The organism is Streptomyces sp. NPDC059452, assembly GCF_042750035.1.
Taxonomy (GTDB): Bacteria; Actinomycetota; Actinomycetes; order Streptomycetales; family Streptomycetaceae; genus Streptomyces.
On record NZ_JBHYVE010000016.1, the window covers coordinates 178366 to 198913 of the forward strand.

General features: G+C 69.0%; 17 protein-coding genes. 6 read left to right on the plus strand and 11 right to left on the minus strand.

Features of this window, described 5'->3' with window-relative positions:
• Positions 1 to 61 precede the first annotated feature (61 nt).
• The 3 genes from ACFW9Z_RS22070 (at position 62) to ACFW9Z_RS22080 (ending at position 1757) form a co-directional block, all read left to right on the plus strand.
• Positions 62 to 574, plus strand: a complete 513-nt coding sequence (locus ACFW9Z_RS22070) for an NUDIX hydrolase (RefSeq protein WP_384643503.1) — start codon at positions 62 to 64, stop codon at positions 572 to 574.
• Positions 575 to 666: 92 nt separating this feature from the next.
• On the plus strand, positions 667 to 1074 hold the full coding sequence (locus ACFW9Z_RS22075) for an SHOCT domain-containing protein (protein ID WP_384643505.1): 408 nt from the start codon (positions 667 to 669) through the stop codon (positions 1072 to 1074).
• Positions 1075 to 1196: 122 nt separating this feature from the next.
• Positions 1197 to 1757 (plus strand): hypothetical protein, encoded by a 561-nt coding sequence (locus ACFW9Z_RS22080; protein WP_384643508.1) that lies wholly within the window; start codon positions 1197 to 1199, stop codon positions 1755 to 1757.
• 139 nt (positions 1758 to 1896) lie between these two features.
• Here the strand turns inward: ACFW9Z_RS22080 and ACFW9Z_RS22085 are convergent, their stop codons facing one another.
• The 7 genes from ACFW9Z_RS22085 to ACFW9Z_RS22115 all read right to left on the minus strand — a co-directional run bounded on the left by ACFW9Z_RS22085 (position 1897) and on the right by ACFW9Z_RS22115 (position 12162).
• Positions 1897 to 3072: a flavin reductase gene (locus ACFW9Z_RS22085; RefSeq protein ID WP_384643511.1), complete on the minus strand. Its 1176-nt coding sequence runs from the start codon at positions 3070 to 3072 to the stop codon at positions 1897 to 1899.
• A 115-nt stretch (positions 3073 to 3187) separates the two neighbouring features.
• Positions 3188 to 4153, minus strand: a complete 966-nt coding sequence (locus tag ACFW9Z_RS22090) for an acyl-CoA dehydrogenase (RefSeq protein WP_384643514.1) — start codon at positions 4151 to 4153, stop codon at positions 3188 to 3190.
• 165 nt (positions 4154 to 4318) lie between these two features.
• Positions 4319 to 5173: an alpha/beta fold hydrolase gene (locus ACFW9Z_RS22095; protein WP_384643517.1), complete on the minus strand. Its 855-nt coding sequence runs from the start codon at positions 5171 to 5173 to the stop codon at positions 4319 to 4321.
• Positions 5174 to 5207: 34 nt separating this feature from the next.
• A complete protein-coding gene (locus ACFW9Z_RS22100; RefSeq protein WP_384643520.1) occupies positions 5208 to 6299 on the minus strand; it encodes a DUF3419 family protein in 1092 nt (363 codons plus the stop codon).
• A 143-nt stretch (positions 6300 to 6442) separates the two neighbouring features.
• A complete protein-coding gene (locus ACFW9Z_RS22105) occupies positions 6443 to 9058 on the minus strand; it encodes an aminotransferase class III-fold pyridoxal phosphate-dependent enzyme (RefSeq protein WP_384643523.1) in 2616 nt (871 codons plus the stop codon).
• Between the two features lie 15 nt (positions 9059 to 9073).
• The gene (locus tag ACFW9Z_RS22110; protein WP_384643526.1) at positions 9074 to 10117 is read right to left on the minus strand and encodes a 3-oxoacyl-[acyl-carrier-protein] synthase III C-terminal domain-containing protein; all 1044 of its coding nucleotides are present in this window, start codon (positions 10115 to 10117) and stop codon (positions 9074 to 9076) included.
• Positions 10114 to 12162: an AMP-binding protein gene (locus ACFW9Z_RS22115; protein WP_384643528.1), complete on the minus strand. Its 2049-nt coding sequence runs from the start codon at positions 12160 to 12162 to the stop codon at positions 10114 to 10116. The genes ACFW9Z_RS22110 and ACFW9Z_RS22115 overlap by 4 nt, the downstream gene beginning before the upstream one ends.
• 831 nt (positions 12163 to 12993) lie before the next feature.
• On the opposite strand from ACFW9Z_RS22115, the gene ACFW9Z_RS22120 reads away from it, so the two are divergent.
• The 3 genes from ACFW9Z_RS22120 (at position 12994) to ACFW9Z_RS22130 (ending at position 15530) form a co-directional block, all read left to right on the plus strand.
• Positions 12994 to 14001 (plus strand): beta-ketoacyl-ACP synthase III, encoded by a 1008-nt coding sequence (locus ACFW9Z_RS22120; RefSeq protein ID WP_384643531.1) that lies wholly within the window; start codon positions 12994 to 12996, stop codon positions 13999 to 14001.
• 63 nt (positions 14002 to 14064) lie between these two features.
• On the plus strand, positions 14065 to 14307 hold the full coding sequence (locus ACFW9Z_RS22125) for an acyl carrier protein (protein ID WP_384643534.1): 243 nt from the start codon (positions 14065 to 14067) through the stop codon (positions 14305 to 14307).
• A complete protein-coding gene (locus tag ACFW9Z_RS22130; RefSeq protein ID WP_384643537.1) occupies positions 14304 to 15530 on the plus strand; it encodes a beta-ketoacyl-[acyl-carrier-protein] synthase family protein in 1227 nt (408 codons plus the stop codon). The genes ACFW9Z_RS22125 and ACFW9Z_RS22130 overlap by 4 nt, the downstream gene beginning before the upstream one ends.
• Positions 15531 to 15645: 115 nt before the next feature.
• On the opposite strand, the gene ACFW9Z_RS22135 is transcribed toward ACFW9Z_RS22130, so the two are convergent.
• The 4 genes from ACFW9Z_RS22135 to mtnA are packed head-to-tail and all read right to left on the minus strand — an operon-like array spanning position 15646 to position 19617.
• Entirely contained in the window at positions 15646 to 16470 is an 825-nt protein-coding gene (locus ACFW9Z_RS22135; protein ID WP_384643540.1) for an S-methyl-5'-thioadenosine phosphorylase, read from the minus strand.
• Positions 16467 to 17225 (minus strand): acireductone synthase, encoded by a 759-nt coding sequence (gene mtnC, locus ACFW9Z_RS22140; protein WP_384643543.1) that lies wholly within the window; start codon positions 17223 to 17225, stop codon positions 16467 to 16469. Before mtnC ends, ACFW9Z_RS22135 begins: the two co-directional genes overlap by 4 nt.
• Entirely contained in the window at positions 17222 to 17800 is a 579-nt protein-coding gene (locus ACFW9Z_RS22145) for an acireductone dioxygenase (protein ID WP_384643546.1), read from the minus strand. The genes mtnC and ACFW9Z_RS22145 overlap by 4 nt, the downstream gene beginning before the upstream one ends.
• A gap of 26 nt (positions 17801 to 17826) precedes the next feature.
• Complete coding sequence (gene mtnA / locus ACFW9Z_RS22150) at positions 17827 to 19617, minus strand: S-methyl-5-thioribose-1-phosphate isomerase (protein WP_384643549.1); 1791 nt, start codon at positions 19615 to 19617, stop codon at positions 17827 to 17829.
• Positions 19618 to 20548 lie beyond the last annotated feature (931 nt).

Sequence of the window (20548 nt, forward strand, 5' to 3'; positions counted from 1 at the left end):
CGTTACGGTGTTCCGTACACACCGGCCCGTAAGAGGCCCCGGAGAGCGGAGACCCAGCAGCATGCCCACCGAGACGACCGACGCGACCGACACCCCCACCGGCCCCGCCCGCAACACGCGCCCGCCCACGGCACAGGCGGCCCTCGGAGTCGGCGTGATCGTCGAGGACGACCAGGGACGGGTACTGCTGGGGAAGCACCACAGCGGTACGTGGGAGCTGCCCGGCGGCAAGGTCGACCCGACGCACGAGTCGGTCGCGGCGGCCGCCGTACGGGAGCTGCGCGAGGAGACCGGCCTCTCCGTGGAGGAGGGTGCGGTGGAGGTCTTCGCGATGCTCCACGACGTGATCGGCGGGATCAACCGCATCAGCATGGGGGCCGTCGTACGCCTGGGCTCCGGCGTTCCCGAGGTCACCGAGCCCCATCTGATCAGCGCCTGGCGCTGGACCGCCCCCGCCGCGCTGCCCACCCCCCTGTTCGACCCGTCGGCGCAGATCCTGGCGGCCTGGCGCCCGGACCTCGGCATCGGCCACCCGCCCGCCCACCTGCTGCGGATCACCGGGAACGGGAACTGACCCCCGGCCCCTCCCGGGGACCGGCTACGGATGCGGAGGAAAGGGACCAGGCGTATGAATGAGGGACCATCCGCACGAACGGAGTTGGCCCCATGGACGATTACCCGCTCCTGAACCTCTTCCTGACCATGCTGTACCTCTTCCTCTGGGTCATGTGGTTCTTCCTGCTGTTCAAGGTGGTGACGGACCTCTTCCGGGATCACTCGCTGAACGGCTGGGCCAAGGCGGGCTGGCTGGTCCTGGTCATCCTGCTGCCCTATCTGGGCGTGCTGATCTACCTCATCGTCCGGGGCCGCAGCATGCAGGAGCGCGACGCCAAGCTGGCCAAGGACTCGGAAGCCGCCTTCCGGCAGTACGTGAGGGAGGCCGCGAACAGCGAGGGCTCCGCCTCCGGTGGTACCAGCCATGTGGGTGATCTGGCGAAGCTGGCGGACCTCAGGGACAGGGGTGCCATCAACGCGGAGGAGTACGAGAGGGCCAAGGCGAAGATCCTCGCCTGAGGCACCGGCCGGTCGAAGATCACCGTGGTAACGTCCCCGGTCATACATGCCGGGAGGCTGTCCTCGGCCGGTGCCGGAGAAGGGTGTACGACCGTTCCGGCCCTTCAACTCCAGGAGTCGGCTTGCCCCTTCGTACCCGGACCGGCCGTTGTGTCACCGTGCTGCTGACGGCAGCCGTCACGAGCGGAGTCCTCACCGGATGCCAGTCACTCGCGGCGGCCTCGCTCACCGCGAGCTGCGAGGACACCGAGAGCCGGGTCAGGGAACTCGACTCGCACGCCGTCCTCGAATCCCGGCCCGAGGGAACCGTCGTCCCGCAGGGCTTCGAGAAGGACTCCGGCTGCTGGGCGGACAGCGGTGATGTGGTGCTGCACACCGACCGGACCTATGTGTTCCCCGGCGACGAGGCCGACGTGCTCAAGCACTACCGGACCGCCGCGGAGCGGGACGGCTGGAAGCTGTCCGGGACCACCGAGGAGGCGCCGGACAAGGACGGGCCCGCGGGTCTCTGCTTCGACCTCGGCAAGGGCGACAGGGCGGCGACGCTGGGCGTCTACTTCCTGACCGAGGAGATCCTCGACGAGGAAGGGCGTCGGCCCGGACCCGAATTCTCCTCCGGAGTCGGCTACCGCGTAGCCATCACCTCCGCCGCCGACGGCTCCGAAACCAGCTGCTCGGACTGAGAAGAAGCACCCACGCCCCCACGGAAATGCTTCAGGGGCCGTCTCGGATTGCTCCGACACCGCCCCTGGACTTGCACGGCCTCGGCTCCGGCCGGGTGCCTGGGGTCTCCCGTCCCCTTGTCCCTACGTGGCGCTCGCCTCAGTTCGGTCCCGTGGTGACCGGGGGCATCGCCGGCACGGCCAGGGGCCGGTGCCAGTTCCTCCGGTAGTGGATCAGAGGCGTTTCGTCCAGCAGGGTGATGGACTCCAGGCGGCCCATGAGGATGCTGTGGTCGCCTCCCGGGAGAACGTTCTCGCGCGTGCAGAGGAAACGTGCCGCCGCACCGGACAGCCCCGGCAGCCCGCCCTCCAGCCGGGCGAGTTCCGCTTCCGCCTCCGCCCTATCGTGCCGCGCGAACGCCTTCGCCACATGGGCCTGTTCGTGCGTGAGCACATTGACGAGGAAGCGGTCCGCCGTGGTGAAGACGTCATGGGCACGGCCGGCCCGGTTGACGCAGACGAGAAGCAGCGGCGGATCCTCGGAGAGGCTGCACATCGCGCTCGCGGTGAAGGCGCGCGGTTTCCCGTCCTCGCGGCACAGGGTGGTGACCACGGAAACGGGGGCGGCGACCCGTGCCATCGCCTCCCGGAACATCTCCCGGGTCACAGACGGGGCGGACAGCAGCGCGGGATCCTCGGCCAGCACCGTACGAATCCGTCCGGCGATACGCCGTGCGTGGGGTTCCCCGAGCCCCTGACCCGCGGTATCGGCCCTGAGGTGTGTCACGGGAGCCGCGGCACGTTCGGCCCACAGGTCGTCCGTGCAGCGTTCACACACGGCGGACTCCTCGTGGCCCGCGATCACCGTGACCGGACACCGCAGCCGCGATGGCCCGGCCGGACAGCCGTAGGGACGGTAGCTGTCGTGGGGTTTGCACGGGTCTGTGACCTCGACGGCCCGGTCCGTTCCGGGGCAACGGCACTCCGTCGACGGACCGGCCGATACGAACAGGTGCCGCGGACCACGGTGACCGGCGGCCACCAGCGCACGCGCCAGGGCGTATCCGGTCGCGCCCCCGGGGCCACAGTCGTAGATGGCGTAGCCCGCCTCGCCGAGCCGGCACGCCGCACGGGCCACCAGACCGTCGATGTCCTCGCCCGGGATCAGGTGCGGCTCGTCGCGGTGTCCGGCCGGTGTCATCGTCAGGATCTCGGTCCCGGTGCCCAGGGCGTCCAGCACCCGTCGGCAGAGGTGCGGGACCGGCTCGTCCCGGCAGGGAATCCACAGGAGCTTCCCGGCCGGTGGCTCTACGTCTTCGGTCCGTTGCGGCTTCACGGCTGATGCTCCTGACTCCCGGCAAGGCCGACGCGGTGGGAAGGGACTTCACGGCTCCCGCTGGAAGCCGCGGGGATGCCGCACGCAACGGCATCCCCGCGGCCCCCACGGCACGTCACGGCATCACGAGAGGCCCGCCCACGATGAAGCGGTCGAGAGGCTCGGCCATGGCACTCCTGGCCGGCGGATGAAGCGCCAGGGCACGGGCCGACATGAAGTACGTCGTACTGAAGCCGCTGATCATGTACGACCCGCCGCCGAGCAGTTCGGTGGCGTGCGCGGCTACGCGCGCGACGGTGCGCTGCGCGGAGTACCGCACGTACAGAGCGCGGGCGACGCCCTGCGGATCGTCGTCCCCCTGCGTCACCGCACGGGCCACGGCTTCCAGCGAGGCCATGGCGGTCTCCAGATCGCCGACGAGCTCGATCCGCTCCACGGCGGAACCGCGACGCTCCTTGAGCACCGACTCGACCAGCCCGCTGGCCACACCGATGTAGCTGGCCGAGACCATCAGCTCGAAGACGTGAAAGACCATCGCGAGCGCAGCGTTCAGGCTCTGGGGGTCGCCCAGGGACGATATGTGCCCGTCCGGCACATCGACGTCGGTCAGCACCACCTCACGGGTTTCGGAGCCCGGCAGCACCTGCGCGTCCCCGAGCGGCCGTACCTCGATCCCCTCGGCACCGGCCGGGATGATCGCGAGGGCCATCTCCTTCTCGCCCGTGTCCGGCGACGTCACCATGACACTGGCCGTGAGGAAGTCCATCGACTCCGCGAGGCTGCAAGGCTTCTTCGCCCCGTTGAGGCGCCACCCGTCGCCGTGGCGCTCGGCCCTCAGCATCGGCACAAGGATGCTGGCGGCCGGCTTGCCCTCACCGAAGCCTGACGCAAGGTACAACCTGTTCTCCACAACCGCGGTGAGCAGTTCCTCCGTGGCGGGGCACGGCGGCATCGCCATGACCGTGCAGTGGTGCATGTTCGCGGCCAGGGACAGGGACGGGGACCGCGCGCCCAGCAGTCGCTGGACGTGCAGGCCCTCCGCCAAGGAGGCCGCGAGCCCGCCGTATTCCTTGGGAACCATGAGAGCGGGTCCACCGAACTCCCGGAATATGGCGAGTCCGGGAGACTTTCCGGACTCCAGCTCGGCTACAGGTACCTCGCGGAGCCTCTGATCGAGGCCGGGGAACAGGCGTTCAGCAGTGGCCAGTTCCTCGACCATGAAGTTCATGGACACGTATGCGCCTCTCTACATGGCATCGTGCGACGGCCCGCCGCCGTCAATGAATTCCGCGAGCCGCTCGGTGAGCCAGTCCGGCTCGTCGAGCGAGACGAAGGCACGCGATTTCTCGGCGATGGCGACCGAGCTCCGGGAAAAGCAGCCGGCCAGCTTCTCCGCGTGACCGAACGGGAAAAGGGGATCCTTCCGCGACCAGACGATGAGGACGGGCCCCTTGAACCGGTGCAGTTCCTCCGCCACCGCTCTGGTGACCGCCGGCCGCAATCCGTCCAGCAACTTGACGAAATCCCGCTGCACACCGCGGTTGCCCGGCAGTTCACCCAGCATCTCGTCGATACGGTCCGTCGGGACCTTGCTGCGTGCCACCACCGCCATCAACGCCCGCTTGGCGAGGCCCAGTCTCAGCGCCCGCGTCACCACGCCGACGGCGCCGGGGATCCCGAGCAGTGCGCGCATGGGGACAAGGAGTTTCGGGGGGCAGTTGTCGAAGGCGTCCGAGGGGAGGAGCACCAGCCGCTCGAAGAGTTCCGGTTCCCGCGCCACGGCGATCTGGGCGATCGCCCCGCCGGTGTCGTTGCCCACCAGCACAATGGGCCCGGGAAGCTCCCGCGCGATATCCAGGACACGCGCCGCATGCGCTTCCAAGGAGCAGTCCGCATCCGGGTCCAGGGGGGTACGGTGCCCGCCTAAGGGCAGGTCGGGCAGCACCATGTGGCACCGGTCGCGCAATCCCGCGATCAGCGGGTCCCACACGTGCCCGTTGACCATCAGGCCATGTACGAACAGGACGGTCCTGCCCTGCCCGACACGTCGGAGGTCGATCCGGCCGCCGGCCGTCTCCACCCTGGTGGTCTCGGTTGTCATTTCGGACACCTTCCTTTCAGGCCGCCCATGCGGGCTAGCCCTTTACTGTGAGCACCTCGATGTCGTAGACGAATGCCTTGTCGTCGTGAGTGAGCGACGTACTGAGCATCTCGTCCCGGAACAACGTGGAGCGTGCTTCTTCAGGCACCTGGTGTTTCGCCAGAAAATTCCGGTAGCACACCCGCCCGCCGGGCCTGCCGGCACGAGCGATGTTCCGCATGATCTGGTCGAAACCGTCCTGGGGGATACAGCTTGTCACATCGGACAGGGAGAACTTGTCCAACGATCCGTCAGGAGCCTTCTGTATGTACTCGATGAGGTTCCCCGTCACGATCTCGACTTTCGTCGGAGCGGAGCGGATCGCCTCGTAGTTCTCCCGCAGCAGGTAGTGCGGCAGGGTGCCGCGGTGCGGATAGCGTCCCAGGAACGTGAACGCGAGCCAGTGGTTGTCCTTGGCGAGATGGTTCATGAATGTGTGGTGAACGCGCTCAAGTATGTAGCCACCCACGGAGTCCACATCGATCGTGATGCGGTAACCGGGGTCGTTCAGGACGAACTTGAGGATGCGCTCGGAGAAACCGTGGCGGACCAGGGTCCGCCACATGACGCCGTCGATCCTCCGCTGATAGATGACCCTCTGCTCCTCCAGCGTCTGCGCCGAGAACAGATCGCGCATGGCGCGGCCGTACAGGAGCCGCATCGAGGGCGCGACCACACGCTTGTAGAACTTCTCGTGTCGGCCCGACATGACCAGGCCCCGCCGGACCTCCTTGCGGTGCCGCAGGAAGTAGCGGAACGCCGCGGGGCTGATCTTGTCCTGGAGCTGTACGAACAGCCGCCACCGGTCCGGACAGGGATCGATCCCGAGAAGGGCGAGGAGCGAGTCGTAGTCGAAGTGCCTGATCGCCGCCAGTTTCACTTCGAGCAGGTAGTTCTGGCCGGGGGCCATGTCCACCGAGATGACCGACCGGGGGTGGTTCGCGACCAGGCTCAGGGTGCGGCAGCCACTGCCCGTGACACTCAGCACGTCCTCACCCGCCGAGACGTCCAGGGCCCGCATCTCGGAGTCGGAGTCCTCGTCGCACGTGCTGTACAGAATCCACTTCTCTGAGTCCTTCGAGCTCATGGTCACCCATCCTCATCGAGCGTGCTGAACCTGGTACGTCGGCCGCGGAACGGCCGGCGAAGGCATCCGGGCCGAAAGGGGGGCGGGCCGGATGCCCGGTGCGCGGTGCGCGGCGCCCCGGCGGGGCAGGGCGCCGCGGGCACTCACGTCATGAAGAAGCCGTCTTTCGCCATGTCCGCCACACTGAGGTCGAAGGCCTTGCTCGTGGCGTTCAGGTCCTCGTCCGTATGTGCGGTGCTGAGCAGGAAGCTGTGCAACTCGGGCATGTACACGCCGTGCTGTCGCATGTAGTAGGCGAGCGCGATGGTGGCCTTGAAGTTGCTGCCGGCCATCCGCTCCCGGTAGATGCCCGCCGACCGGTGGCTGAAGTTGACCGAGAAGATCGAGTTGCGGGCGTTGATACGGCAGGAGATACCGTGTTTGCCGGTGCTCTCGGCGAACGCGTCCCGCAGCCATCGCGTCTTGGTCTCCAGCTCCTCGTACAGATGCTGGTTCGCACGCAGATGGGTGAGCACCGCCGTACCCGCCCGGCATGTCAGCGAGTTGCCGCTGAGCGTGCCACCGGCGAAGGCCTTCTGCTCGTAGTCGAGGAAGGGGTCCTCGGAGCTCCTGCACATCTCCACCAGTCCGGCGCGTCCGACCACCGCACCACAGGGCAGGCCACCGCCGATGATCTTTCCCAGGCAGGTGAGGTCCGGCTCGATCCCGGCCATCGTCTGGGCCCCGCCGTACTCCACCCGGAATCCCGTGACGACCTCGTCGAACACCAGGGGAACGCCCGTCTCGGTGCACACCTTGCGCAGCGCGGAGAGGAATTCCAGGTCGAACGTCGTCGTCGAGGACGGCATCGGCTCCGCGATGACGCAGGCGAGCTCGTCGGCGTGCTCGCGCAGCCGCTCCAGACCGCCTATGTCCCCGTACTGGAGCACCATCGTGTTCTCCACGACGTCCGCGTTCGAGCCGAGGGTTCCGGCTATCGGCTCGGGTGCGTGCTTGTGACCGGTGAAGCGGAACCAGGAGCTGACCATGCCCTGGTCCGAGAAACCGTGGTAGTGGCCCTCGAACTTGGCCACGACCTTGCGCTTGCGGGCCGCGCGGCACAGCCGTATCGCCAGGAGCACGGCCTCGGTGCCGGAGTTGCACAGCAGTGCCCGGTCCGCCGCCGGGAAGGCGTCGACGAGCATTTCGGCCAGCTCCACCTCCGGCTCGTGACCTATCCCGTTCACCAGGCCGGCCGCCACACCCGAGGTGATCGCCTCGTTGACCACCGGATGCGAGTAGCCGAGGATGTGCGGCCCGTACCCGCCGGAGAGGTCCACGTACTCATTGCCGTCGACGTCCCGGACCCGGCCGGCCCGGGCTTCCTTGACGAAGATCGGGTAGGTGCTGGGGAAGAAGTAGCGGTGGATATGGGTCGGCGCGACAAGCGAACGGTCCGCCCGGTCCCGCATCTTCAGGGAGCCCGGTATCTGGATCGTGAACTGCTCGTCGAACCGTTCGCGCACCGTCTTGCTCATGTAGGGCGAGTACCGGTCCGTGAACTTGCGGGCGTTCTCCCAGATGTTGATCTCCGGGTCGAGCTGCGTGGCGAACCCCTCGCACGACAGGAAGACCAGCTCGACCTTGGTGAAACTGGTGGTGTACCGGGCACCGTACTTCCGCAGGATGTCGCTGACGTCCCGGAAGTAGCTGATCGTCGACCACCGGTTCGAGGCGGTGTCGAAGTGGTGCTCCAGTGCCGCCACGAGTTCGGACCGGTAATCGGCCCAGCTCTCGCGCAACTGCTCGCCGCCGGTGACGAAGTGGGCGGTGAACCGCTCCACGGCGATGTCCCACTCCTTGCGGGTACACGCGTAGTAGAACGAGGACAGGCCCCACTTCTCGTCCTCGGTCAGTGCGACCGTGATCCCGAAGTCGAGCAGGATCAGCTCGCCCTCCTCGGAGAAGAGGATGTTCCCGGGGTGCGGGTCTCCGTGGGACAGGCCGTGCATGTACAGCATCGTGTAGATCGTGTCCTGCAGGCGCCGGGCCAGCTGCGCCGCCGGCAGCCGCGCCTGGTGGGCGGCGTTCCCGCGGATGCCTTCCATGAACTCCATGGTGAGCATGCGCGGGGTCACCAGATCGGGAATCACGCGCGGCACCCGAACGTAGGGATGGCCCTGGAAGTTCCGGTACACCTCCTTCTGCCGAACCGCTTCCTGCAGCATGTCGGCCTGGGAGCGGAACAACGTGGCGACCTCGGTGAAGCGCCGCAGGCCGTCCGAGGCGGCCACGACCGGGACCACCTTCTCGGCGAGGCGGACGCCCCGGCCCATGATGCGCAGATTCTGCTCGATGTGCTCGGGCACGCCTTCCTTCACCAGCTTCACGGCGACCTGCTGGCCGTCCAGCAGCCGGGCCCGGTGCACCTGGGCGACCGAACCGCTGGCCACCGGTTCGAGGTCGAACTCCCGGAAGACGCTGTTCATGGGCGCGCGCAGTTCCCGTGTGACGACGGCCTGTGTGGTGGCCGCGTCCATGTGCGGAGCGTCGTCCTGGAGTGTGCGGAGCTTGTCGGCCCACTCGGAGGGGACCAGGTCCGACCGTGTGGCGAGCAACTGGCCCAGCTTCATGTAGATCGGCCCTGCCTCCACGAGGCAGTCCAGCAGCCGCTCGGCCTCCTCGGCCCGCAGCTCGTCACGGTTGGACCGGAAGCGCGATACGGCGTACCCGAAACCGTGCCCCAACGCGTTGCCGACGGACTTCAGCGGTGTGCCCATTTTTCCGTCCTCCGGTCAGTAAACGAATGAGAAGGCGCTGAAGGACATGCCGGCGCTTCCGACCCAGCCGATCGCACGGTCTCCCCGGCTCAGGCGCCCCTCGCCCACCGCGGTGGCGATGGCGGTCGGCACCGAGGCCGAGACGATGTTTCCGGTGTCCTGGAAGACGTGGAAGATCTGGTCGCGCAGGCCGACGGTGTCCGCCATCTCCTGCCAGAACCGTTTCGACGAGGCGTGCGTGAAGACCGCCGTGACCTCGTCCGCCGGTGCGTCGAGGCGCTTGAACACCTCCATGGCCTCGATGCGGGCGGCCTCGTGCAGGTCGAATCCGAAGGAGGTGAACCGGCCGACCCCGTTCCTGGCCACCTTCTCCGACGGCAGGGAGAAGTCCGCGTAGCCCGCCATGGGGATGTTGCACAGCTCCGCCAGGTCCGGGCGCGACGAGAACTCGAAGGACCAGGGAGTCTCCCCTTCCGCGGTCAGGATCGTCGCGGACGCGGCCTCTCCGAGGGTGTAGGCGGGGAAACTCCAGGTGATCTCGTCAGCGTGTCGCAGGGTGAACACGTCCGGGTAGACGGCCCCGCCCGGCCGCATGTTGAACTCGGCGTTGACGAGCATCGCTGTGCGGCACGCCCCCGAGGCGAACAGGCCCTCGGCCAGCTGTACCGCCCGCGTCCAGCTCATGCACGCGTCCAGGACGTCGAAGCACTGGGCCCGCTCGATGCCCAGGGCCGCTGCCGCGTGGTACGCGCCGCCCGGCTCCAGGAACCCCCTGCCGATGCCGGTGTAGATGACGACATCGATGCTCTCGCGCGCCATTCCCGCCTCGTCGAGGGCCTGTTCGGCCGCGCGTACCAACAGGTCGATCGGACGCTCCTGCTCGGTGGACCACAGGCGGGCCTCGGATCCCGAGTAGGCGAGCCAGAAGCTGATCTTCCGGAGTGCGTCCTCCATATCGCCCTCGAAGCCGGCCGCGCTGTGCTCGCGGACCAAGCCGAGGATGTCGTCGTTGGTGACGCGTCGGGACGGCAGGGCAGCGGAGACGGCAGCGATCCTCATCGGTTCACCCCCGCACCCGTGGTGTCCGCGGTGGGACGGGCCAGCCGGTCCGCGACCAGGCCGGCCAGCGCGTCGATCGACTCCGATTCCCACATCAGCTCCGGTGGCAGCCGGAGTCCGCTCCAGTCCTCAAGGCCCTGGTGCAGTTCCAGCATGTGCCGTGAGGTGACGGCGTGGGCGGACAGCGGCAGTCGCACGTCCACGTCCCCCTGTCCGTCCAGCACCCGCTCGACGATCCAGCTCTCGATGTACGTACGACAGCCGAGGCGGAGCGCGTCGGCCGCGGAAGCGACGGGCGCCGGCGCGGGCCGCGCGGATGGTGTGCCGTCGGAACCGGCCGCGACCGCGTCGACGCGAGCGAGAACGGCGATACGGTCCTCCAGGACGTCGGCCTTGCACCGCGTCCGCTGGATCTTCCCGCTCGTGGTGACGGGGACGGAGCCCGCACTGGTGATGAGGACCGAGGCGCCGATCTCATGGCGGCGCCAGACCTCGTCACGGATCATGACGGCGACCTCCTCGGCGTGGTCCTCCGCGCGGGGGGCGCACTCCGCCACCACCACGACGCTCTCGTGTCCGTCCTTCCGTACGCTGAACGCCGCGGTGCGGCCACGCCGGACGGCGGCGTGGCTCTCCTCGACGGTCTGTTCGATGTCCTGGGGGTAGTGGTTGACGCCGTCGATGATGACCAGGTCCTTGAGTCGTCCGCAGATGTAGAGCTCCCCGTGGTGGAGGAAGCCCAGATCGCCGGTCCGGAGGTACGTGTCGGTGTCGTCGCCCTCGATGCGGGCTCCGAAGGTCTGCTCGCTCTCCTCCGGACGTCCCCAGTAACCGCGGGCCACGGTCGGGCCGTTCACCCAGACCTCGCCGGCATGGCCGTCGGGAAGACGGCGACGCGTCTCCGGCTCGACGATGGCGACCCGGGTGTCCGGCACGGTCGTTCCGCACGAGACGAGGGGGCGTACGGCGTCGTCGGGGGGCAGTTCGGTGACGGGGGCACCTGTGGTGATCTTGTCGAAGGTCCCCCACGAGGCGTGGGCGCCGGGCGCTTTGTTGGTGACCTTCAGAGTCGCCTCCGCAAGGCCGTAGGAGGGGCACAGGGCCTCGGGCTTGAGGCCGTACGGGGTGAACGTCCGGCTGAACCGCCGGTGCGTGTCGGACTGCACGGGCTCGGCGCCGTTGCCGACCGTGATGAGCGAGCTGAGGTCCAGTCCCGCCCGCTGCTCCTCGGTGGTTCCGTCGACGCAGAGGTCGTACGCGAAGTTCGGCGCCCCGGTGTGCGTTCCGTGGTACCGCGAGATCGCCTGAAGCCATCGGACCGGGCGGCGCACGAAGGTCGTCGGTGCCATCAGCACGGAGTGGCAGCCGGCGTAGACGGGAAGCAGGATCGAGCCGATCTGCCCGTAGTCGTGGAAGTGCGGCAGCCACGACACCCAGCGGCTGGTGCCGTCGACCTGCCAGGAAAGGGCTGCCTCGGCGCACTGGACCACGGCGTTGCGGTGGTCGATGACCACGCCCTTGGGGGAGGAGGTGGAGCCGGAGGTGTACTGCAGATAGGCGATGCCGTCCGGGGAGATGTCGGATTCGGGCAGCGGGGGAAGGTCGCCCGCGAACTCGTCCGTGGCCAGCCAGGGCAGGCCCGCGACCCGTGTGTCCGAGGCGAACAGGGACTTCCGCCGCACCCCCTGCCCCGTGGTCAGCACCGCGCCGGCCGCGCAGTCCCGCGCAATCGCCTCCACCGTCGGAGCCGTTCGCTGCTGCGGGACGTAGAGGGGGACGGCGATAATTCCGGCGTACAGGCAACCGAAGAATGTGACGATGTAGTCGAGGCCCGCCGGGTAAAGCAGCAGAACGCGGTCGCCGGGCGCAACGGCCTCCCGCAGCCGGGCGGCCATAGCTCGGGCCTGTTCATGCAGCTCCGCGTACGTCAGTGTACCCACAACATCGAGGTCGCCCTCAAGGAATGTGAACGCCGGCTGGTGCGGCTTCTCGTGCGCACGCTTCAGCAGAACGCGGACGAAGTCGGTTTCCGTTACAGATTCCACTTGGTTACCTCAATCTGAGGGCGACTAGTGAAGTTACCCGTCGGCTACAACCAGCCGACCACCGATACATGCGGAATCGCACTGTCGGGAATGAGCGGGGTGAGAACAAGGTTTCTGCGGCCTCCCGGCCAAATAGGGTCCCCACCCGTCCGCTCGGGGGACGCGGCCCGAGGGCGCCAACGTTGTGATCCATGAGGCTGCCACAGGCCGACGTGCACAGACAATGACAACAGTCCGAAGAGATCTCCGGGGAAGCTTCCGAGTGAGGGAAGCCGCACGGTGAATCCCCGTTGACCCGCGGTTCACAGGAATGCCACGCCGGTACGGCCGCGGACCGGCCGACTCCACTGGTCCGCCCGGCAGTCGGCCACCATTGACCCCCACCCCATTACGGCCTTCCCGCTTTCCTCTCCCCCGACAAATCCGGTACGAGAGACTCCGGTTATCGCGACTCCCGCCACCGGACCGGGATTTCCTCTACTGCCCGGTATCCGGGCAGCCCAAAGGTTTGAGTACCAGAATTTCCTCACCTCCGAAGAGAGGCACCAGGAATTTCCGACTCCTGTTCTTGCTCACACAAGCCGCCCGATGGAAGGATCATGGCGCTCCGATCCACCTCTCTCCATTCCCCGCCCCGGCACGAGAAGCGTCACGACTTCCGTTGGCCACGGCTTGTTCCGGGCCTGAGCACGCGGTCGACGCCCCCTCGATCGACAGACCGAGGGCCCACTCGTCCAGTGCCACGACCTCCCTGTGCCGACATCGGTGGAGCCGTCCTCCCCGCCCGCCGCCACTTCCTCTTCGTCCCTCAGGACCACGGAGTCATCTGGTATGACCTACGCATCCCCTCGTGCCGCCGTTCTGGCCGGCATCGGATCCTGGATACCGCCCGACATACTGACCAACACGCAACTGGCGTCGCGGCTCGACACCACCGACGAATGGATCCGCTCCCGCACGGGCATCACGAGTCGCCACCGCGTCACGGCGGGTATGTCGACCTCGGACCTCGCCGTCGAGGCCGGCCGTCGCGCGCTGAAGTCCTCGGGATCCGACGCGGCCGACGCCGTGGTGCTGGCGACGTCCACACCGGACGAGCTCTGCCCGGCGACAGCGCCGTCCGTGGCGTCCCGGCTGGGCCTGGACCAGGTCGCCGCCTTCGATGTATCTGCCGTCTGCGCGGGGTTCGTCTACGGCCTGGGCACGGCCGCCGGTCTCATCGCCGCCGGCATCGCCGAGCGGGTTCTGCTGATCGGCGCCGAGGCGTTCACCAGTCTCGTCGACCCCGACGACCGCACCACCGCCGCGATCTTCGGAGACGGCGCGGGGGCCGTCGTGCTGAGGGCCGGCCGGCCGGACGAGCCGGGAGCGATCACCTCCCTCGTGCTCGGCAGCGACGGCAGCGGAAGCGAGCTCCTGCACGTGCCCGCCGGAGGCGCCCGCCGACGCGTGCCCGCCGAAGGGGAGTCCCGGTTCCTCCAGCTGCAGGGCCGGGAGATCTTCCGCCACGCGGTACGGCACATGGCGTCCTCCTGCCGCGAGGCGACGGCGAGGGCGGGCTGGGAGCTCTCGGACGTCGACCGGCTGGTGGCCCATCAGGCCAATGCCCGGATCACTGCGGCGTTGGGCGGCACCCTCGGCATTCCGCCCGAGAAGGTGGCCTCCAACATCGCGCACATGGGCAACACCGCCGCCGCATCGGTGCCGGTACTGCTCGACGAGGACAACGCCGGCAGCGGTCTGACCCCCGGCCAACGGGTACTGATCACGGCCTTCGGCGGCGGGCTCGCCTGGGGTGCGGCAACACTCGTCTGGCCCTCGCTGGACAGCGTCGGCTGATCCGGGCCACCCGGCCGGGCCGCACGCTCACGATTTCACCGACACAACGGTCAAGGAGCTGACATGAACGGTTTTGAGGCGCTCAAGAAGATCTTGCTTGATGAGCTCAAGGTCTCCTCCGATCTGATACGGCCGGAGGCGACCCTGGAGGAGGTCGAGTTCGACTCCCTCACCCTGGTGGAGCTGACCGTCATCCTCGAACGCGATCTGGGTGTGGACATCCAGGACCACGAGCTGCGCGACCTGGCCACCCTCGCCGACGTGGGCCGACTGGTGGAGGACCGGGCAGCCCAGGGCGCGGTATGACACTGCCGACCGACATCGCGGTCACCGGCCTCGGGCTCGTCACCCCGGCCGGGGTTGGCGTCGGGCACAACTGGGCGGCAGTGCGCGCGGCCCGAGGGACCAGGGCCGCCCTCGACCCCGAACTGAAGGGCATGCCGGTCGAGCTGTCCTGCCGGGTCCCCGGCTTCGATCCCGATCGTCTGCTGGGCGGCGGGAGGGCCCGCCGCCTCGACCGCTTCGTCCAGTTCGCCCTGGTCGCCGCCCGTGAGGCCCTGGCCGATTCCGGTTTGGACCCCGCCGGCTGGGACGGCGCCCGGGTGGGCGTGGTCCTGGGAAGTGCCGCGGGCGGCATCCACACGTACGAGCAGCAGCACGAGGTGCTCCTCGGCCAGAAGCCCCAGCGTGTGACACCGCTGCTGCTCGCCATGCATCTGCCGAACATGCTGGCCGGACAGGTGGCGATCGAGTTCGGCGCCACGGGCCCGAATCTCGTGGTGGCCACGGCCTGCGCCTCCGGCAGCACCGCCGTGGCCACCGCGTGCGACCTGCTGACGCTCGGGCGATGCGATGTCGTCCTGGCCGGAGGCAGTGAGGCGATGATCACGCCGCTGGCCATGTCGGGCTTCGCCAATATGGGCGCCCTGTCCCGGCGCAGCGAGCACCCCGAAGGGGCCTCGCGCCCCTTCGACCGCGAACGCGACGGCTTCGTCGCCGGGGAAGGCGCCGGACTCCTCGTCCTCGAACGCACCGCGGACGCGCGTGCCAGGAGTGCTCGCGTCCGCGCCCGGGTCCTCGGCCACGGAACGAGCGCGGACGCTCATCACATCACCGCACCCCATCCCGAAGGACGCGGTCTGGAACAGGCCATACGCCAGGCACTGGCCGACGCCGGCGCCGCGCCGGGCGACGTCTCGTACATCAACGCACACGGCACGTCCACGCCGCTCAACGACCTCGCGGAGTCGAGGACGCTGCGCAGAGTCGTCCCCGGCGGGCCGTTCGTCAGCTCCACCAAGGGAGTCACCGGACATCTCCTCGGTGCGGCGGGAGCGGTCGAGGCCGCCTACACGGTGCTCACCGTCGAGGAGGGCGTCATCCCTCCGACGGCCAACCTCACGGACCTGGACCCGGAGATCGACATCAACGCGGTCACGGCCCCGACGGCCCACGAGGTCGGCCTCGCGCTGAGCAACTCGATGGGCTTCGGCGGTCAGAACACCGTTCTGGCCTTCAGCCGCGCGTGACCGTGCGGTTCCTCGTGGCATCGGACATCCCGCTTCTTCGCGGGGGACGTGGGGTCCGGCGGCGTACCGAACCGCTGCCGGACCCCACATCCCCGGAGCGGCCCCGGAGCGACGTTCAGTCGGCGAGGAAAGGCGCGTCCAAGCCGTCCAGCGCGCGTGCGCAGGGGCAAACACGGTCCTCGGGAAGCCGGGCCACCGTGGCCAGGACCAGATCGCGCAGGCGCCCGAGATTGCGGGAGAAGACCTCGTAGACGTCCTCCTGGGCCACGCTCTCCTCGGCGTCGAGTCCCGCGTCCAGATCCGTCACCAGCGCCACCGACGTGTAGCACAGGGCCAGTTCGCGGGCGAGGGACGCCTCCGGCATCCCCGTCATGTTCACCAGCGACCACCCCTGCGCCGCGTACCACTGGGACTCGGCGCGGGTGGAGAAGCGCGGGCCCTCGATCACGACCATCGCTCCCCCGTCGACGAGCGGCTCGCCGCCGCTCTCGGCCCCCGCCTTGAGCACGGCGGCCCGGCCCGCAGCGCAGTAGGGGTCCGCGAACGACACATGGGAGACGACGTCGTCGAAGAAGGTCGCCTGCCGGCCTGCCGTACGGTCCACCACCTGGTCCGGGACGACGACGGTGCCCGGTCCGAGTTCGCGGCGCAGCGATCCCACGGCGCAGGGGGCGATGATCTGCCCGACGCCGAGGGAGCGCAACGACCAGATGTTCGCCCGGTAGTTGATGCGGTGGGGCGGCAGGGAGTGGTCGCGGCCGTGCCGGGGCAGGAAGGCGACCCGTCGGCCGCCGACCGTGCCCACCGTCACGGCGTCGGCCGGGTCCCCGTACGGGGTGGACACGGTGACTTGCGTGGCGTCGGACAGCAAGGCGTAGAACCCGGTGCCACCGATCACTCCGATCTCGGCACGAGCGAGGGCATCACGAGCGGTGTTCATGCGGAGGGCACCTTTCCGGTGTTCTTCTCAGGGGTACGGTCGGAGTCCTTCGCCGGCCGCACGCTCAGGGCGGTCAGGGCCGGCACCGTGACGTGATCGGGCACACCGGAGCCGCGCGGATCGTCGTCCCTGCGGACGCCGACGCTGTGCCATCCCGCCGCGGTGGCGGCGTCCAGTTCGGGTCCGCTGTCGCTCAGAAAGACACACGTCCCGGCCGGAACCTCGATCATGTCCCGGATCCGCCGGTACGAGTCCGGGGCATTCTTGGGGCCTGCGGTCTCCAGGTCGAAGCGGCCGTCCAGCAGAACGGACAGGTCCCCGAACTCGGTGTGGCGGAACCAGTCGAGCTGGGCCTTCGCGGATCCGGAGGAGTACGTGTAGAGGCTGATGCCATCGGCCCGCCACTTGCGCAGCACCTCGGGCACCTCCGGGTACACATGGCCGTGCAAGGAGCCCGCCGCATAGCCTTCGGCCCAGATCCAGCCCTGGATCCTCTTGAGCGGGGCGGCCTTGACGTCCGCGTCCGACCAGGCGACCAGTTGCGCCGCCGCGTCCGCGATGCCGAGTCCGGGACGTCCCGACTCCTGCCGTATGTCGGCCAGCAGGTCCGTCAGGCGGGGGTCGTCCCGGTGCTGCTGGAGCCAGCCGGACAGCCTCTGTCGCGCGTAGGGGAACAGCACTCCCCGCACATGCGCCAGCGAGCCCGTGGTGCCCTCGATGTCGAGCACCACCGCGTTCGCGCGGAGACTGGTCACAGTGAGGTTCCCGTCAGCTCGTCCAGCCGGGGGAAACGGTCGGCGATCGGCGCTCCGGTGAAGTCCCCCACCCAGCCGTCCTCCTCCTGGAAGAAGCGGATGGCCGCGAAGTCGGGGCGCTCCCCCATGTCGAACCAGTGGCGCACACCGGCGGGCACCGACAGCAGGTCTCCGGCCTCGCACAGGACGGCGAGAACATGCGTGTCCAGGTGCAGGGTGAACAGGCCGCGGCCGTGCGCGAAGAAGCGGACCTCGTCCTCACTGTGCTGGTGCTCCTCCAGGAAGGTCAAACGGGCCTTGGCTGCCCGTTCGCGCCATTCCTCGGTGGGGGCGGGATGCAGCCGGGCCACGTCGACGAGCTTCATGGAATCGCGGTCACGCACCTCTTCGATCTTGTCGCCGTACAGGTCCAGCAATGCCTGATCGTCCAGCCCCGGCGTGTCGCCGGTCCGGAGCGGCCAGCGCCGCAACGTGACGCCGTGAGCGTCGAGTTCGCTGATGACGCGCTCGTCGTCACGGGTTCGCAGCAGCACCGTCCCCGGTGCGTCGTCCGGCATGATCTGCAGGAGTGTCACGTCGAATCTTCCTTTCGCATGAGGCGTTACGCGGCCGGACGGGTCGTGTCCGGCTCACCTGTGAGCAACAGCAGTTGGCACATGGCCTCGACGCACTCCAGACGGTTGCGCGCCTGCCCCAGATCGCAACCCCAGACGGTCACTCCGTGGTCCGCCAGGAGAAGCACCGGCGGCGACTCGGGGCGGTCGGACAGGTACGCGGCCACGTCGTCGGCGATACGGGCGACGTCCGGCCAGTTGGGGAAGACGGGCAGATCGGCGTGGGTGGAGTCCTTCAGACCGAGCCCCTTGAGCAGTTCGAGGTCCTTCAGCGCCAGCCAGGAGAGCCGGTCGGCCGAGCCCAGCCGCCGGGCCAGGGCCGTGGCATACGGTGAGTGCACGTGCACGACGGCGTTCGCGTCCACCGAGCGGTAGACAGCCGCGTGAATGGCGGTCTCGGCGGACGGACGCGGTCCGTCCCCGACGGGCAGGACGGGCCGCCCGGTGCCGGCGTCCACCAGCACCATGTCGGCCGGGCCGAGGGAGCCCTTGGCGAGGCCGCTGCCCGTGATGAGCGCGCGGGAGGGCTGTCCGGGCAGCCGCACCGAGAGGTTGCCCGAGGTCCCCGGCATCCAGCCCTGTAAGTAGAGAGGGCGGCAGGAGTCGGCGAGGGCCCTGGCCGCGCGTATCCGGTGGCCGGACACCGCGCCGTCGCCTCTCTGCCGTCCGCCCGTCTCCCCGTCCGGGGCGTCGTCCGACTTCAGCGACGGCCGCAGGACCCGTGACTCGGAGACGATTGCCGTGATCAGCTCACGCGGTGTGACGTCGAAGGCCGGGTTGAACACCGGGGCGTCGTCGGGGGCGATCCTGACGCCGCCCAAGGTCGTCACCTCGTCCGCACCGCGTTCCTCGACCACGATCCCGGAACCGTCCGGCAGTTGGGGGTCCCACGAGGATTCCGGCGCCACGACGATGAACGGAATGCCGTGCCGCGCGGCTGCCACGGCCAGCGCGTACGTGCCGATCTTGTTAGCCGTGTCACCGTTCGCGGCGATGCGGTCCGCACCCACCAGGACGCAGTCCACCATGGACCTCGACATGGCCGCCGCAGCCGCGGAGTCGGGGCACAGCCGGTAGGGCACGCCCGCCTCCCGCAGCTCCCAGGTGGTGAGCCGGGCGCCCTGGAGAAGGGGGCGGGTCTCGTCCACCAGCACTTCGGCCACGCGGCCGCGGGCCGCCAGTTCCAGGATCGCGCCGAGCGCGGTGCCGACCGCCGCCGTGGCCAGACGGCCGGTGTTGCAGTGGGTGAGGATACGAAGGGGGCGGTCGGGCTGGATCGCCGTCACCAGGTCCGCGGCACCGACGGCGGCCCTCCGGTTCGTGGTGATGTCCTCCTCGATCGCCTCCTGTGCCGCGCGAAGCACCGCGTCGGGCCCCTCCGGCAGTCGTTCGAGCACCCGCGCGACCGCCCACGCCAGATTCACCGCGGTCGGCCGGGCGGTCGCGATCCTTTCGGCGTCGGCGCGGACCGCTGCCATGTCGGTGGTTCCGTTGTCCGCCGTGTGTGTGCGCGCGGACAGGGCCACGCCGAGCGCTCCGGCCAGGCCGATCGCGGGGGCGCCGCGCACCGTGAGCGATCGGATGGCTTCGATCAACTCGTCCACGGTTTCCAGACGCGCCCACCGGGTCTCGTGCGGCAGCGCTCGTTGGTCGATGACACAGATGGCCCCGTCGGACCAGACGAGCGAGGGGGCCACGTGTGGGCGTCGGACCTCGTCGGTCGACGGGGGCACGGTGGGGCCGGTGCCCGTGTCCGTGGAAGCGGGACGGGTGGTCATGATCCTCCCTTGGGACGAGCCGGACTGCTGTGTTTCGTACCGAGGGGAACGTCCCCTCGGTACGCGAGGAGTGCCGGACGCGGAACACCGCATTACGGGCGGACGGTTCGCGGCGCGGCGCATCACCTCGGCTCGAACCGAGGCGTGCGGGAGAGCATGAGAAACGGGAGAATCGACGGGGGAACGACTGGGGCGCAATGGTGTGGGCGGCGGGGCCTTTCCGATATCGGTCAGCCTGCCATCGCCCGATGCGCCCGGACAATGACAGCAGCGGGAAATATCTTTTGGTGATCTTCCCGGTCCGGGAAGCCGGCGCGCTCCCGAAGCGCCCGGTTCCCTCGCGGGCCGCCGTGATCCTTATCGGGCGACGCCCGCGGACGTCCGTCGTGGTCAGGGCAAGGCCTCTCCCGACGACGGCGTCCAGCGGAACCGGCGCCTCACCTTCCCACTCCCGTCGCCACCAGGCATTACCGGCCATTCATTATTTGTTTTCGGCCAACCTCCCGCACGCGTTCCACCGGCCGTCGGCCGCACTCTCCGGTGACTCACAGGGCGGGCACACCCCGGCGTTTTCATGGGAGTCATGCGGGTCCCGGAACGGACTTCGAGTCGGCACACAATTGACTGGCCTGTACATTCACCCAGGCCCATACACTTGACACCCATAAGTAGAATGCCGACAGGCAAATGACGGGGGGAGCAGGAGTTGGCGGGTATTGGCCGAGCGCTGCGCCCCACCACCCCTCGTCGGCGTATGAACCACACGTACGGGCGAGGCGTGGTTCCCGCCCTTCGGTGGCGGGACTCCTCGTCACCGCGAGCGGCCCTGCCACCGGGGCTCCGACATCGCAGGCCCTAGGGGGTGTGGGGGGGGTGGCGGCGCCCGGGGGGGGTGGGGGCGCCCCGGGGGGGCCGGCGGGGGGGCCGGCCG

Coding starts and splice junctions, on each gene's coding strand:
- ACFW9Z_RS22070 (WP_384643503.1), top strand. CDS start 62: ATGCCCACCGAGACGACCGACGCGACCGACACCCCCACCGGCCCCGCC.
- ACFW9Z_RS22075 (WP_384643505.1), top strand. CDS start 667: ATGGACGATTACCCGCTCCTGAACCTCTTCCTGACCATGCTGTACCTC.
- ACFW9Z_RS22090 (WP_384643514.1), bottom strand. CDS start 4,153: ATGGTTCCCAAGGAATACGGCGGGCTCGCGGCCTCCTTGGCGGAGGGC.
- ACFW9Z_RS22095 (WP_384643517.1), bottom strand. CDS start 5,173: ATGACAACCGAGACCACCAGGGTGGAGACGGCCGGCGGCCGGATCGAC.
- ACFW9Z_RS22100 (WP_384643520.1), bottom strand. CDS start 6,299: ATGAGCTCGAAGGACTCAGAGAAGTGGATTCTGTACAGCACGTGCGAC.
- ACFW9Z_RS22105 (WP_384643523.1), bottom strand. CDS start 9,058: ATGGGCACACCGCTGAAGTCCGTCGGCAACGCGTTGGGGCACGGTTTC.
- ACFW9Z_RS22110 (WP_384643526.1), bottom strand. CDS start 10,117: ATGAGGATCGCTGCCGTCTCCGCTGCCCTGCCGTCCCGACGCGTCACC.
- ACFW9Z_RS22120 (WP_384643531.1), top strand. CDS start 12,994: ATGACCTACGCATCCCCTCGTGCCGCCGTTCTGGCCGGCATCGGATCC.
- ACFW9Z_RS22125 (WP_384643534.1), top strand. CDS start 14,065: ATGAACGGTTTTGAGGCGCTCAAGAAGATCTTGCTTGATGAGCTCAAG.
- ACFW9Z_RS22130 (WP_384643537.1), top strand. CDS start 14,304: ATGACACTGCCGACCGACATCGCGGTCACCGGCCTCGGGCTCGTCACC.
- ACFW9Z_RS22135 (WP_384643540.1), bottom strand. CDS start 16,470: ATGAACACCGCTCGTGATGCCCTCGCTCGTGCCGAGATCGGAGTGATC.
- mtnA (WP_384643549.1), bottom strand. CDS start 19,617: ATGACCACCCGTCCCGCTTCCACGGACACGGGCACCGGCCCCACCGTG.